General features: G+C 67.7%; 14 protein-coding genes. 8 read left to right on the top strand and 6 right to left on the bottom strand.

Annotated features, from left to right (window positions below; all coding sequences use genetic code 11):
* Nucleotides 1-33: 33 nt before the first annotated feature.
* Together GVL12_RS10255 and GVL12_RS10250 are read left to right on the top strand one after the other, a co-directional pair.
* On the top strand, nt 34-831 hold the full coding sequence (locus tag GVL12_RS10255; protein WP_159913503.1) for an IclR family transcriptional regulator C-terminal domain-containing protein: 798 nt from the start codon (nt 34-36) through the stop codon (nt 829-831).
* 83 nt (nt 832-914) lie between these two features.
* A complete protein-coding gene (locus tag GVL12_RS10250) occupies nt 915-1,892 on the top strand; it encodes a CoA transferase (RefSeq protein ID WP_200843657.1) in 978 nt (325 codons plus the stop codon).
* Nucleotides 1,893-1,926: 34 nt separating this feature from the next.
* On the opposite strand, the gene GVL12_RS10245 is transcribed toward GVL12_RS10250, so the two are convergent.
* The 5 genes from GVL12_RS10245 to GVL12_RS10225 all read right to left on the bottom strand — a co-directional run bounded on the left by GVL12_RS10245 (nt 1,927) and on the right by GVL12_RS10225 (nt 7,764).
* The gene (locus GVL12_RS10245) at nt 1,927-4,440 is read right to left on the bottom strand and encodes a YgiQ family radical SAM protein (protein ID WP_159913501.1); all 2,514 of its coding nucleotides are present in this window, start codon (nt 4,438-4,440) and stop codon (nt 1,927-1,929) included.
* A 101-nt stretch (nt 4,441-4,541) separates the two neighbouring features.
* Nucleotides 4,542-4,757, bottom strand: a complete 216-nt coding sequence (locus tag GVL12_RS10240; protein WP_159913499.1) for a DUF2783 domain-containing protein — start codon at nt 4,755-4,757, stop codon at nt 4,542-4,544.
* Entirely contained in the window at nt 4,757-6,472 is a 1,716-nt protein-coding gene (locus GVL12_RS10235) for an FAD-dependent monooxygenase (RefSeq protein ID WP_159913497.1), read from the bottom strand. Before GVL12_RS10235 ends, GVL12_RS10240 begins: the two co-directional genes overlap by 1 nt.
* A gap of 102 nt (nt 6,473-6,574) precedes the next feature.
* The gene (locus tag GVL12_RS10230; RefSeq protein WP_200843656.1) at nt 6,575-7,387 is read right to left on the bottom strand and encodes a helix-turn-helix transcriptional regulator; all 813 of its coding nucleotides are present in this window, start codon (nt 7,385-7,387) and stop codon (nt 6,575-6,577) included.
* A 185-nt stretch (nt 7,388-7,572) separates the two neighbouring features.
* The gene (locus tag GVL12_RS10225; RefSeq protein WP_159913493.1) at nt 7,573-7,764 is read right to left on the bottom strand and encodes a hypothetical protein; all 192 of its coding nucleotides are present in this window, start codon (nt 7,762-7,764) and stop codon (nt 7,573-7,575) included.
* Between the two features lie 124 nt (nt 7,765-7,888).
* Here GVL12_RS10225 and GVL12_RS10220 point away from each other — a divergent pair, with 124 nt between their 5' ends.
* From GVL12_RS10220 to GVL12_RS10200, 5 genes are all read left to right on the top strand, one after another.
* Nucleotides 7,889-8,476, top strand: coding sequence for a YigZ family protein (locus tag GVL12_RS10220; RefSeq protein WP_159913491.1), 588 nt, complete (start codon nt 7,889-7,891; stop codon nt 8,474-8,476).
* An 89-nt stretch (nt 8,477-8,565) separates the two neighbouring features.
* On the top strand, nt 8,566-10,002 hold the full coding sequence (locus GVL12_RS10215; RefSeq protein WP_159913489.1) for a dihydrolipoyl dehydrogenase: 1,437 nt from the start codon (nt 8,566-8,568) through the stop codon (nt 10,000-10,002).
* A 107-nt stretch (nt 10,003-10,109) separates the two neighbouring features.
* On the top strand, nt 10,110-10,322 hold the full coding sequence (locus GVL12_RS10210; RefSeq protein ID WP_159913487.1) for a hypothetical protein: 213 nt from the start codon (nt 10,110-10,112) through the stop codon (nt 10,320-10,322).
* A 168-nt stretch (nt 10,323-10,490) separates the two neighbouring features.
* Complete coding sequence (locus GVL12_RS10205) at nt 10,491-10,712, top strand: helix-turn-helix transcriptional regulator (RefSeq protein WP_159913485.1); 222 nt, start codon at nt 10,491-10,493, stop codon at nt 10,710-10,712.
* 55 nt (nt 10,713-10,767) lie between these two features.
* The gene (locus GVL12_RS10200; RefSeq protein ID WP_159913483.1) at nt 10,768-11,763 is read left to right on the top strand and encodes an aldo/keto reductase; all 996 of its coding nucleotides are present in this window, start codon (nt 10,768-10,770) and stop codon (nt 11,761-11,763) included.
* A gap of 136 nt (nt 11,764-11,899) precedes the next feature.
* Here GVL12_RS10200 and rlmB read toward each other — a convergent pair whose 3' ends face one another.
* Nucleotides 11,900-12,655 carry a 23S rRNA (guanosine(2251)-2'-O)-methyltransferase RlmB gene (gene rlmB / locus GVL12_RS10195; protein ID WP_159913481.1) on the bottom strand — a complete coding sequence of 252 codons (756 nt, stop codon included), beginning with the start codon at nt 12,653-12,655 and terminating at the stop codon, nt 11,900-11,902.
* Nucleotides 12,656-12,917: 262 nt separating this feature from the next.
* Here rlmB and sstT point away from each other — a divergent pair, with 262 nt between their 5' ends.
* The gene (gene sstT, locus GVL12_RS10190) at nt 12,918-14,147 is read left to right on the top strand and encodes a serine/threonine transporter SstT (RefSeq protein WP_200843655.1); all 1,230 of its coding nucleotides are present in this window, start codon (nt 12,918-12,920) and stop codon (nt 14,145-14,147) included.
* Nucleotides 14,148-14,157 lie beyond the last annotated feature (10 nt).

Below are 14,157 nucleotides of genomic sequence, written 5' to 3'. Positions count from 1 at the left end.
ATGTTCGTATAATGAATTATAGAGAGGCAACCCATGACCGTCCAGCCCCCCACCCAAGACCCCAAGCCCGGTGACAGCTATGTGCAATCGTTTGCGCGCGGCCTGGGCGTGATCCATTCGTTCAGCGCCGAGGCGCCGCAGCAGACGCTCAGCGAAGTCGCGGCGCGCACGGGCCTGACGCGCGCGGGCGCACGCCGCATCCTGCTGACGCTGCAGACGCTGGGCTATGTCGAGAGCGACGGCCGGCTGTTTCGCCTCACGCCGCGCATCCTGGAGCTGGGCTTTGCCTATCTGTCCTCCATGCCGCTGTGGAACCTTGCCGAGCCGGTGATGGAAGCCCTGGTCGACCAGGTGCGCGAGTCGTGCTCGGCCGCCGTGCTCGACGGCCTGGACGTGGTCTATGTGATGCGCGTGCACACGCACAAGATCATGCGCACCCACCTGGGCGTGGGCTCGCGCCTGCCCGCCTGCTGGACGTCTATGGGGCGGGTGCTGCTCGCAGCGCTGCCCGACGAGGCACTGGAAGCACGCCTGCAGGCGCTGGAAATGGAGCGCTACACGCAGCACACCATCGTCGATGTGCCCGCGCTGATCGCACGCATACGCCAGGCGCGCAGCCAGGGCTGGTGCCTGGTGAACCAGGAGCTGGAAGAAGGCCTGATCTCGCTGGCCGCGCCGCTCACCAACCGCGCCGGCCAGACCGTGGCCGCGCTCAACATCAGCGGCCAGGCCAACCGCACCAGCGCCGAAGTCATGCAGGCGCAGATGCTGCCCGCGCTGCTGCAGGCCGCGCGCGCGATTTCGCAGCGCCTGGGCGCGGCGCTCGACTGATGTAACAGAACACAGGCAATAGCCACCAGGCCGCAAGAGGGCTTGCACCGAGGGCGGGGGGCCACGCATCTGCGTATAAAGACATGAACCCGACATATTGGCATGGCGCCAATGCGGTCCACGAACGCCGCACTTATGAGGTCATGACGATGCAAACTCCCTCTTCCTGGTCGGCCCTGCCCCTGCAACCGCTGCGCAGCGTGCGCATTCTGAGCCTGGCATTGAACCTGCCCGGCCCGGCCGCGCTGCGCCGCTGCGCGGCAATGGGCGCGCAATGCACCAAGCTCGAACCCCTGGCCGCAGCCGGCGCCGAAAGCGCCGACCCGCTGCACACCTACTGCCCCAATGCCTACAACGATCTGCACACAGGCGTGCAACGCCTGCAGGCCGATCTCAAGTCGCCCGAAGGCCAGGCACAGCTGCACGCCGAACTCGCGCGCGCCGATGTTCTGTTGACCTCGTTTCGGCCCGCGGCCCTGCACAAGCTGGGGCTCGACTGGGACACGCTGCAAAAGCGCTATCCGCAGCTGTCGATGGTGCGCATTTTTGGTGCGACCGGCGACGGCGCCGACACCCCCGGCCATGACATCACCTACCAGGCCGAAGCCGGGCTGCTGCACACCGGGCAGATGCCGGCGTCGCTGATGGCCGACATGACCGGTGCGCTGATGGCCAGCGAAGCCGTCTTGCAGACGCAGATGCACAGGCTGCGCTCGGGCGCGGGCGCGCTGCTGGACATCGGCCTGTTCGAAGCCGCGCAATGGCTGGCCCAGCCGCTGCACTGGGGCCTGTCCGCGCCCCAGGGCGATGTCGGCGGCGCGCATGCGGGCTACCGCACCTACCGCTGCCAGGACGGCATGGTCGCGATCGCCGCGCTCGAGCCGCATTTCGCCGCACGGCTGTGCGCGGCCGCGGGCCTGCCCGCGCGCGGCGACGTGGCGACGATGCGCGAAGCCACGACGCATGAGGCGATCACCCGCTTTGTCGGCGAACGTTCAGTGGCCCATCTGCGCGAGATGGCGGTGCAGCAGGATATTCCGCTGCACGTGATTCCGGCCTGATGTCGATCCGAGGCCGGCACCGGCCTCGGCGCGCTCAGCGCCCGCTGCGCTTGCCCGCTGCGGGGCGCGCATTGCCCGTGGCCGGACGCGCGTTCCCTGGACGGGCCGTGGGCTTGGCGCCGGGTTTGGCCCCCGTGCCCGCGCGCGGCGGCAGGCCGGTGTGCTGTGTCAGCAGTTGACCCTTGACCGGCGCCGCGGCGCTGCGCCCGCCCGTGGCCGCGGCCTGGGGGCGCGCCATGGCCTTTTCGGGCGCGGTGCTGTTCTTGCGGCGCGCGCTCTGGTAGGTGCCATCCGTCATCGGCTGGAAGGTCGGGATCAGATGGTGCTTGCCGTTGCCTATCAGGTCGGCGCGGCCCATGGTCTTGAGTGCTTCGCGCAGCAGCGGCCAGTTGTTCGGGTCGTGGTAGCGCAGGAAGGCCTTGTGCAGGCGGCGGCGCTTCTCGCCGCGCACGATGTCGACCGACTCGTCGTCATTGAGCACATTGCGGCGCACGCGCTTGAGCGTGTTGCGGCCCGAGTGGTACATCGCCGTGGCCGTGGCCATGGGGCTGGGGTAGAAGGTCTGCACCTGGTCGGCGCGAAAACCATTCTTCTTGAGCCAGATGGCCAGGTTCATCATGTCGTCATCGCTGGTGCCCGGGTGGGCAGCAATGAAGTACGGAATCAGGAACTGCTTCTTGCCGGCCTCTTCGCTGAACTGTTCAAACATCTTCTTGAACTTGTCGTAGCTGCCGATGCCCGGCTTCATCATCTTGGTCAGCGGCCCCTGCTCGGTGTGCTCGGGCGCGATCTTCAGGTAGCCGCCCACATGGTGCTGTACCAGCTCCTTGACGTACTCGGGCGACTGCACCGCGAGGTCGTAGCGCAGGCCAGAGCCTATCAGTATCTTCTTGATGCCCTTGAGCGCGCGGCCACGGCGGTAGATCTTGATCAGCGGGTCGTGATTGGTGGTCAGGTTCTGGCAGATGCCCGGATAGACGCAGCTGGGCTTGCGGCAGGCGGCCTCGATTTCGGGCGTGCGGCAGCCCAGGCGGTACATGTTGGCCGTGGGGCCGCCCAGATCGGAAATGGTGCCGGTGAAGCCCGCGACCTTGTCGCGGATGTCCTCGATCTCATGGATGATCGAATCTTCCGAGCGGCTCTGGATGATGCGGCCTTCGTGCTCGGTGATCGAGCAGAAGGTGCAGCCACCAAAGCAGCCGCGCATGATGTTGACCGAAAAGCGGATCATTTCCCAGGCTGGAATCTTGGTCGCGCCGTCGTGGCTGCCGTTTTCATCGGCATAGCTCGGATGGGGCGAACGCGCATACGGCAGATCGAACACATAGTCCATCTCGGCCGTGGTCAGCGGAATCGGCGGCGGGTTGATCCAGACGTCGCGCGCCGTCGTGCCTTCGCCATGCGCCTGCACCAGGGCCCGCGCATTGCCCGGGTTGGTCTCGAGGTGCAGCACGCGGTTGGCGTGGGCATAGAGAATCGGGTCGCTCCTGACCTGCTCGTAGCTCGGCAGGCGGATCACCGAATGGTCGCGCGGCGGCACCTTGAGCTTGCTGCGCAGCGCGGGGTTGGCGACGAACTGTATGGGCTGTACCGAGTCACCCTCTTCCACGCCCGCGACCAGCGGGGAATCGTACTGGCGCCGGGCCGGAACGTTCTTGCCCGTGCCGCAGCTCGGGCCCGCGATTTCGGGAATCGCGGACGCAGCGGCCGCTTCCCCATCTTCCTTGCTGCAGGTGCTGCCCTGGGCCGCGGCCTGCTCGCTGGTGGTCTGGTAGGGGTTGATATGGGCTTCGACGCGGCCAGGTTCGTCCACGGTGGTCGAGTCGATCTCGAACCAGCCGGCCTCGGACGCGCGGCGCACGAACGCCGTGCCGCGCACGTCGGTGATGGTGTCAACGGGCTCGCGCGCGGCCAGGCGGTGGGCGACTTCGACCAGCGCGCGCTCGGCGTTGCCGTAGAGCAGCAGATCGCACTTGGAGTCGACGACGACCGAGCGGCGTACCTTGTCGCTCCAGTAATCGTAATGCGCGATGCGGCGCAGGCTGCCTTCGATGCCGCCGAGCACCAGCGGCACGTCCTTGTAGGCTTCTCGGCAGCGCTGGCTGTAGACGATGGCCGCACGGTCGGGACGCTTGCCCGCGACGTCGCCCGGCGTGTAGGCGTCATCCGAGCGGATCTTGCGGTCCGCCGTGTAGCGGTTGATCATTGAATCCATGTTGCCCGAGGTCACGCCCCAGAACAGGTTCGGCTTGCCCAGCGCCTTGAACGCCTCGGCGCTTTGCCAGTCGGGCTGGGCAATGATGCCCACGCGAAAGCCCTGGCCTTCGAGCACGCGGCCTATCACCGCCATGCCGAAGCTCGGGTGGTCGACATAGGCGTCGCCCGTGACCAGCACCACGTCGCAACTGTCCCAGCCGAGCTGTTCCATTTCCTGGCGCGTGGTGGGCAGGAACTTGGCCGTGCCGAAGCGCTTGGCCCAGTACGGGCGGTAGCTGGTCAGCGGCTTGGCGGCGCGGGCAAAAAAGGAAACGTCAACGGGGGCGTTCATGGCGGTGCGATCGTGGGGACTGGAACCTGCCAGTGTACTTTTGCACAGGTAGCTTTGCTGCAGCAGGGTCTTGCGCGCCCTGCTGCGCCCAGGGTAAACGCTCAGAGGTCTTTCTGCGCGTTCGCCACCAGCGTGGCCATGACCTGCGCGTCGCCGATACGCTGCGCGCACAGCAGCGCCAGCTTGGCGAGGAACAGCTCGCTTTTATCACGCCCGACGGCGTCCACGGCCGAGGCCAGGGTTTCGTAGACCGACTCGAGGCCGGCGATATCGAGTGCGGGCGCAGCCGCCGGTTGGGAGTTCAGAGTGTGAGGCATCAGCGGCTTTCAATAGGGGCAGAAATGGCCAGCGCGCAGTCGAGCGCCGACTGCAGCTGGGCGGCGTCAAGCGCGAGCCAGCGCGCGCAGACATGCTGGTCGGGGCGCAGCAGATAGGCCGCGCCCGGGGCCGGCACGCCGTAGCGCGCGCGGCAGCGGCCTGCGCCGTCATGCAAAACCAGGTCGGCGCCCGCGACCGTCACATTGCCGCTGCTTACGGCAACGATGCGCAGCGGCACGCCGCACGCCCGCGCGGCCTGGGCCGTGGCCTGCAACTCCAGCGGGATGGCCGCGCCATCGGTGAAATACAGCAGATCGAAATGGCCGCCTACATGGTCGAGCAGATAGTTGCCTTCCCCCAGGCGCACGTTCTGCGGCGGCGCGCCGTGTCCGGGCCCGGCCTCGAACAGCGCATTATCGTCTGCCGCACTGTTGAGCGGCGACTGCGCATAGGCATGCGGGCGCGATGTGCGCCAGTGGTAGAGCGGTCCGACAAACGGCTCGCTCAACGACAGTGACAGCACGGCGTCGCGCAGCAGCCGGTAGCCGCGCGTGGGCGGCGCCATGAAGCGCGTGCTCTTGCCGGCCTCCTCGACGATTTCGCGCGCCGCGCCCACGCGCTCGCTGCTGTAGGTGGCGAGCAGCGCCCGGGGCGCGACGCCGCGCGCCACCAGCGCCAGCCGCCAGGCCAGCGCCTGCGCGTCCTGGAAGCCGGTGTTGGCGCCGCGCACGCCGAAGATCGGCAGCATATGGGCCGCATCGCCGCAAAAGACCACGCTGCCATGCACATAGTCGGGCAGCGTCAGCGCGCGCGCCGAATAGACCGAGCTCCAGTCCATGCGCCAGGGCAGTCCGCCGCAACCTATCATTTCAAGCTGGGCGTCGATGCGTGCCTTGAGCGACTCGGGCCGCAGCGCCTCCTGCGGATCTTCGTCCAGCGGCAACTGGTAGTCGACGCGCCAGATGCCGTGCGGCTCGCGGTGCATGAGAATGGTGTTGCCCGGGTTCCACTCAGGGTCGAAATAGGCCAGGCGCTCGGTTGGCAGCGGCAAGTCGATGCGGATGTCGGCGATCACGAAACGGCCTTCGTACGACGCGCCTTCCATCTGCAATCCCATGGCCGAGCGTATGCCCGAACGCGCACCGTCGCAGGCCACCAGCCAGCCGGCTTCGAGCGCATAGATGCCTTCGGGCGTATCGACCTGCAGGCGCGCAAAGCCCTCTTCCTGCACGACTTCGGCAACGCGGTTGCCCCAGCGAAAATCGATCAGCGGATGGGCCAGCGCGGCGTCGATCAGGTACTCCTCGAGGTATTGCTGCTGCAGGTTGATCATCGGGAAGAAGCGGTCGTCCTCGTCATGCGGCGCTTCCATGCGGTAGACGCGCTGGCCGCGGTAGAACGAGTTGCCGAAACGCCAGGGCAGACCGTTGTCGCTGACGCGCCTGGACACGCCGACCTGCTGCAGGATTTCCATGGAACGGCGCGTGAACACGATCGCCCGGCTGCCTTCGCTGACCTGCAGCTCGGACTCCAGCACCACGCAGGCCACGCCCTGGCGCGCGAGCTCGAGCGCGGCCGTCAGGCCGACCGGGCCGGCGCCCGCGATGACCACCGCATGGCGCGGCTGGGCCGGGTGCCCGGATGCCAGCCAGGGCGCATGCACCTGGTAGGGGTAGTAGATCGATGGCCGCGGTTGGGCATGGGGCTGGTGCATGGGGCTTGTCTCCTGGGCAGGCGCGAAAATCGGGTTTTGTGGCGCCAGTGTAGGAAGCAGGAGGCCGCGCAATGTCCCCATATGGGAACATTGCTTCGAATATCAGGGCCGGCGCTCGCCAGGCTCCATCAGCAGCGCGAACAGTTCGCGCTGGCCCTGCACGCCGAGCTTGCGGCACACGCGCTTGAGGTAGGTGCGCGCGCTCTCGAGCGTGAGGCCCAGGCGCTGCGCGAGCGCGGCGGTGTCAAGCCCTTCGAGCACGCCGCGCACGACATCGAGGTCGCGCTGCGTCAGCTGGGCAAAGCGCCTGTGCAGGCGCGCGATCACCCAGCCCGCGAGGTCATCCTGCAGCGTCTGGCCCGCGTAATGCAGCCGCATGACGTCGATGACCATGGGTGCAAAAGCTTCAATGGCCGCGATCGCCGCCGCATCGAACGGCCCATGCTCTTCGCCGCGGTAGAGGTTCACCGACAGCCAGCGTGCACCCTGCTGGCGGCTGAGCAACGAAAGCCGCTCGACCACCTGGGGCTGCTCATAGCAGACGGCGCGGTATTCGGGGTGAAGCACTTCGCCGCGCGCCTGCAGATGCAGCCAGATACGGGGTCTGGCGGGCGTTGCGGCCAGCGCGCCCCGCTGGGCATTGACCCAGGCCAGTTCCTCGGCAAGCACGCGCTGGGCACCATCGAGCAGGTAGAAGCGCTGCGCATAGTCCTGGGAAATCGCGGCCAGCGCGCCGGTGCGCGCGCGGTCACCCAAGCCGACGACCTGGGGCCGGCCCTGGCCCTGGAACGAAAAAATCGCGCATTGCGCGAGCGGGACGTCACGGACCAGCAGTTGCAGCAAGGCTTCGGCGACTTCATCGCTGCCCGCGCCCCCAAGGCGTTCAAGCAGGCGGCCGACATCGGCGAGAGCCATCTGGCGGGAAGGGGCTGCAGCGGATTGGAGCAACCAGTATCGAGGCATAGGAGGCGCACTTTAGCATTGCCCTGTGCCGCACAAGCGGCCGGCCAAAGCGCTCAGGCCGGTGCAATCCATCCGGGTTCAGGGTTTTCAGGCCCTGAAACAGCACCGCCGGCAGCAATGCCGGCGGGGGCCTGATTTCACCATTCACCCACGTCGCGTATGCGCTGATCGAGGTCCGGGACGGGAGCGCAAGACTGGTCCTGGCCTCCAGCGAGCGCGCCCACGGTGGACGCACGCTCGAGACTTTCCGGCAACGGCGGCGGGCTGAACTGGTGGCGCCCGAATGTGTGCGCGGCCAGATCGTGGGTTGGGGGTAGGCTGCTGGACATGGTCGGTCACTCCTATGCCCTCAAGCATAGACACTGACCACAATGATCCGTGTAGGACAAATTCCAGCAATGACGTCACCTGCCTGCCATCCCGGTTGCGCCTTGCGTTAAGCTCGGCAGCCCCATGCCACAGACTCTCGCCGCGCCCGCACGGAGCGAACTCCTGATCAAGAAAAGCCGTTTCATCGGCTGCGTGCAACCCATGACCGATCGCGCCAGCGCCCAGCAGGTGGTCGACAGCCTGCGGCGCGAGCACCCGGGCGCGGCCCATGTCTGCTGGGCCCTGCTCGCGGGCGGCCAGTCGGCCGCCGTCGACGACGGCGAGCCCAGCGGCACCGCGGGCCGGCCCATGCTCGACGTGCTGCGCCACCAGGAACTCGAAGGCGTGCTCGCGACCGTGGTGCGCTATTTCGGCGGCGTCAAGCTGGGCGCGGGCGGACTGGTGCGCGCCTACACCGACTGCGTCGCCCAGGCGCTGCTGAGCGCCCCCAAGGTCCGGCTGCAGCGCATGGCCGCGCTGCGCTGCAGCGTGCCCTATTCCCTCGAAGGCCTGCTGCGCCGCGAAATCGCCGCGGCGCAGGCCGAGTTGCTCGACGTGGCGCACGGCAGCCTGGTCACGCTGCATTGGCGCATGCCCGAGGAAGCCGGCGCGGCGTTTGTCCAGCACCTCAACGACATCGGCCAGGGACGGCTGGGCTGGCTCGACGCCTGAAGCGGCGCACAGGCCGCGGCGTGCTGTCCGGCCCGGGCGATGCATGTCCGCCTACAGGCCGCGCCATGGGGGCCATGCAAAGTGGGTGCATGAATCAGGCTGCTGCATACGATTACGACGTTCTCATCATTGGCGCCGGCTCGGCCGGTCTCGCCGCCTTGCGCGCCGTGCGCCGGCATACGCAGCGCTTTGCCTTGATCGACGCCGGCCCGGGCGGCACGACCTGCGCGCGCGTGGGCTGCATGCCGTCCAAGCTGCTGCTCGAAGCAGCCCATGCCTTCCATCGCCGCCACCAGTTCGAGGCCTTTGGCCTGCGCGGCGCCGCGCAACTGCATGCCGACATTCCCGCCGTGCTGCAGCGCGTGCGCGCCGAACGCGACCGCTTTGTCGCGGGCGTGCTGCAGACCACGGCCGATCTGGGAACGCGCGCCATCACCGGCCGCGCGCGCATCCTCGACCCGCATACCGTGGAAATCGACGGCCAGCGCCGCCTGAGCACGCGCAGCCTGATCATCGCCACCGGCTCCACGCCCCATGTCCCCGACGAATGGCAGGTGCTGGGCCCGCGTGTGCTGACCACCGATACGCTGTTCGAGCAGACCGACCTGCCGCGGCGCATGGCGGTGCTCGGCCTGGGCCCGCTGGGCACGGAAATGGCGCAGGCACTCGCGCATCTGGGCCTTGAAGTGACCGCATTCCACACCAACCACCACCTGGCCGGGCTCGCCGACCCCAAGGTCAACGCGGCGCTCGAACAGAGCCTGTCAGGCAGCATGCATTTGCAGCTGGGTCGGATGCCGCAGCTCAAAGCCTTCGATGCGCGCGCGATCACCGTGGGCGCGGGTGACTTTTCTACGCAGGTGGACGCCGTGCTGGCCGCAACGGGACGGCGCCCGTCGGTCTGTGGCCTGGGCCTGGAAAATCTCGGAGTGGCGCTCGATGACCGCGGCCTGCCCGACGTCGACCCCCACACCTTGCAGCTCGAGCAGCTCTCGGTATTTTGGGCCGGCGACATCAACCCCGACCGCGCCTTGCTGCACGAGGCCGCCGACGAAGGCGAAATCGCGGGCAGCAATGCAGTCGCCGATCACCCGCGCGCATACGCGCGGCGCACGCCGCTGGCCATCACGTTCACTGAGCCGTCGGTCGCATCCATCGGCCTGCCTTATGACCCGCACTGGACGGATGAAGTCGCGATAGGCGGCGTGGATTTCGCCAACCAGGGCCGCGCGCGCACGGGCCTGCGCAACCAGGGGGCGCTGCGGCTGTATGCCAAGGCCAATGGCGGCGAACTGCTCGGCGCCCAGCTGTGCGCGCCCGCGGGCGAGCACCTGGCCCACCTGATCGCCTGGGCGATTGCGCGGCGCAGCACCGTGGCCGAGCTGCTCGACATGCCGTTCTATCACCCGGTGATCGAGGAAGGCCTGCGCACCGCGCTGCGCGATCTCCAGGCGCATGTGCATGAGCCACGCGACACACCCGGCCCCCACTATTGCCGGCAAAACAGCCTCGACTGCCTGGACTGATCGCCCGGAAAGCATGGTCTGCCGGGCGTTTTTCCGGCCATGGCAGCGCTGCGCGCGCAGCTAAAGTCAAGGCACTTCCACCATTCGCCTCGAAGCTTCCCGCCACCATGGACATCACCTACCAACGCGCTCTCGACAACGCCAGCCGGGCCTGGTCACAGCAGCGCGTGGTCGATGCCCAGAGCCTGGCGGCACTGCGCCGCGGGGAACAGGCTGCCGCGCAAAGCGTGGCGCCGCCCGCTGCCGCGCAGCAGGCCTTGCTGCAGCCCGAACTGGCACGTTTCGGGCTGCTGGGAACCAGGCTTAATCTGTTTGCTTGAGTCGTCCGACGGGGTGCTTGGGGGGCTTTGCCCCCCCAACGCAGCTACGCGAAGCGAGCGAGCGTGGGGGTAACCGCCGCCGCCGGGCCGCCCCAAGGCGGCGGACGGCCCCCTCTGGGGGCAGCGAGCCACACGCAGTGGGCGAGCGTGGGGGTTAATATCCCGGCCATGACCCATCCCCTGATAGAACAACTCACCCAGGCGCGCAAGGCCGCGCAGATGACCCAGGCCGATCTGGCCGAGCGCGCGGGACTGTCGCGCATGACGGTGCAGCGCCTCGAAAGCGGCGGCCTGGACCCGCGCCTGTCGACGCTCAGCGAAATGGCCCACGTGCTGGGCCTGCAGTTCCACGCCAGCGCGCGCAACGAAGACGACGCGGTTACCGGCTAGCCGCTCACCGGCGTGTTTGCATAATGGAACGATACGCAATGCAAAGGACACGCCCATGACCACTGCCCCGTCTTCCTCCCCGCCCCCGCTTCGACGCCTTGGCCGCTCGGGCCTGCAGGTTTCGCCGCTGTGCTTTGGCGGCAATGTCTTTGGCTGGACCGTGGACGAAGCCACGGCGTTTTCACTGCTCGATGCCTGGCTGGACGCGGGCTTCAATTTCATCGACACCGCCGACGTCTATTCGCGCTGGGTGCCCGGCCACACGGGCGGCGAATCCGAGCGCATCCTGGGCAAGTGGCTCCAGCGCAGCGGCCGGCGCCAGCAGGTGGTGATCGCCACCAAGGTCGGCAAGGACATGGGCGATGGCAAGGCAGGCCTGCGCCCGGCCTATATCCGGCAGGCCGTCGACGCTTCGTTGCAGCGCCTGCAGACCGACTATATCGACCTTTACCAGTCGCACGATGACGACGCCGACGTGCCGCTGGCCGACACGCTGGGCGCCTATGCGGATCTGATCGCCGCGGGCAAGGTCCGCGCCATAGGGGCTTCGAATTACAGCGCGGTGCGCTTCAAGGAAGCACTGCTGACCAGCGAGCGCCTGGGCCTGCCGCGCTATGAGAGCCTGCAGCCGCTGTACAACCTCTGCGACCGCGCGGTGTTCGAGCGCGAGCTCGCACCGCTGTGCGTTGCGCAGGAGATCGGCGTGATCAATTTCTACGCGCTGGCCGCGGGTTTTCTCACCGGCAAGTACCGCAGCGAAGCCGATGCCAGCAAAAGCCCGCGCGGCCCCAAGACCGTGAGCACCTACCTGAATCCGCGCGGCCTGGCGGTTTTGCAGGCGCTCGACGCCGTCGCGCAGCGCCTGGGCGCGCAGCCCGGCCAGGTGGCGCTGGCCTGGCAGATGCAGCGCCCGGCGATCACCGCGCCTATCGCCAGCGCAAGCTCGCTGGAGCAGTTGCAGCAGCTGATGGCGGCCGCGCGGCTGCAGCTTTCAGGGGAAGACCTGGCGCTGCTCAATGCCGCCAGCGCCGAGCCCGGCGCGCGCGACTGAGAGCGCCTCACAAAACCCTTGAGACGTCGTTGCGCTGCCTTACCGTGCTACTCACACTGTCTGCGGCAACGCGCCTAGCCTCAACCGCAAATCTTCGATTTGCTGGGTTGTGTTATGCGCTCCAGGCAAGCCGTCTTCAGACGGCGGCCAGCCGCTGGCGCACGGCCTCGAACAGGCACACGCCGCTGGCCACCGACACGTTCAGGCTCTCGACCGCGCCCTGCATGGGAATGCTGACCAGCTCGTCGCAGGTCTTGCGCGTGAGCTGGCGCATGCCGTCGCCTTCGGCGCCCAGCACCAGCGCGACCGGGCCCTTGAGGTCCATCTGGTAGATGTTCTTGTCGGCATCGCCGCTGGTGCCGATGATCCAGATGTTGCGCTCCTTGAGCTCATTGAGCGTGCGCGCCAGGTTGGTGACCATGAAATACGGCACGGTCTCGGCCGCGCCGCTGGCCACCTTGGCGACGGTGGCATTGATGCCGGCCGCATGGTCCTTGGGCGCGATCACCGCGTGCGCACCCGCGCCGTCGGCCACGCGCAGGCAGGCGCCGAGGTTGTGCGGATCGGTCACGCCGTCGAGCACCAGCAGCAGCGGGTTCCTGACGCCGCTTTCCTCGAGGTTTTCGAGCAGCTCGTCGAGCGAAGTGATCTGCTTGGTGGGCTCGACACGCGCGGCCACGCCCTGGTGGCCGTGGCTGCCGGCGAGCTTGGCCAGGCGTTCGCCGTCGGCCTCTATCAGGCGGGCCCCGGCGGCGCGTGCACGGTCCAGGAACTGGCGCATGCGGGCGTCGCGGCGCGAAGCCTCGTAGTAGATTTCGACGATGGATTGCGGCGCGGTCTTCAGACGCACGCCTACGGCGTGGAAGCCGAAGAGAACTTTGGGGGACGACATAGCCCGCGATTATCGACGCAAGCCCATGCCCGGCGGATTCCCGGTGGCATCGAAAGCGACAAATGGCGGCAAATGCAGTCACTGACTTCGCTGCCAAGCGGCATGCCGCCCAGGGGGTTTTATCCCCAGCGCTTAAACTCCCGGCTCCCGCAGCGCGGGCCGGGTGCCTGCGCCCCGCCTGCCAGGCCCCGAGGCCGCGCGCTGCCCGGCCGGATTGTGTGCCGCGCCCCTACCACCGCCTTATTCGAATTTCGCTTTTCCCATGATCTTCAAGCCATTGCTGCACTGGATGCAGCGCACCAGCCTTGTGACACAAATCGTGATGGCCTTGATCGCCGGCATCGCCTTCGCTTTCCTCTGGCCCTCGGCCACCCCGGGCGTGGCGCTGCTGGGCACGCTGTTCATTTCGGCGCTCAAGGCCGTCGCCCCGGTGCTGGTGCTGATCCTCGTGATGGCGTCGATCAGCAACCACCGTCCCGGCGATTCGACGCTGATCCGGCCCGTTCTTTTCCTGTATGTGATCGGCACGCTGGCCGCTGCCATCGTGGGCGTGTTCGCGAGCATGCTGTTTCCCTCGACGCTGGTGCTGCAGACCGCGGCCACCACGAGCATCACCCCACCGGGCAATGTGCAGGAAGTGCTGATGGCCCTGGTGCTCAGCGCCGTCGACAACCCGGTCAATGCGCTGCTGAACGCGAACTACATCGGCATTCTGGTCTGGGCCGTGGGCATGGGCGTGGCGCTGCGCCATGCGGGCGAAGGCACGCGCAAGCTGCTGGGCGACCTGTCGAACGCGATCACCGTCATCATCCAGGGCGTGATCCGCTGCGCGCCGCTGGGCATTTTCGGCCTGGTCGCGGCAACGTTTGCCGACGCCGGCACGGCCGCGCTGCTGGGCTATGCCCACCTGCTGACGGTGCTCGTGGGCTGCATGCTGTTTGTCGCGCTGGTCGTCAACCCGCTGATCGTGTTCGCCAAGATCCGCCGCAACCCCTATCCGCTGGTGCTGATGTGCCTGCGCGAAAGCGCCGTGACGGCCTTCTTCACGCGCAGCTCGGCCGCGAACATCCCGATCAACCTGGCGCTGGCCAGGCGCCTGCAGCTGGACGAAGACACCTACAGCATCGCGATTCCGCTGGGCGCGACCATCAACATGGCCGGCGCGGCGATCACCATCAGCGTGCTGTCGCTGGCCGCCGCCCATACACTGGGCATCGTGGTCGACATTCCCACGGCCATCCTGCTGTGCGTGGTGGCCTCGGTCTGCGCCTGCGGCGCCGCGGGCGTGGCCGGCGGCTCGCTGCTCCTGATTCCGCTGGCCTGCAGCCTGTTCGGCATCTCCAGCGACGTGTCCATGCAGGTCGTGGCGATAGGCTTCATCATCGGCATCGTTCAGGACTCGGCCGAAACCGCGCTCAACTCCTCCACCGACATCATTTTCACCGCCGCGGCCTGCCAGGCCGAGGAACGCAAGAACGCGGCACCCATCTGAGATCCACCCC

The sequence above is a fragment of the Pantoea sp. 18069 genome (genome assembly GCF_902706035.1).
GTDB lineage: Bacteria > Pseudomonadota > Gammaproteobacteria > Burkholderiales > Burkholderiaceae_C > Comamonas.
This window is presented reverse-complemented; position numbering and strand designations above follow the sequence as displayed.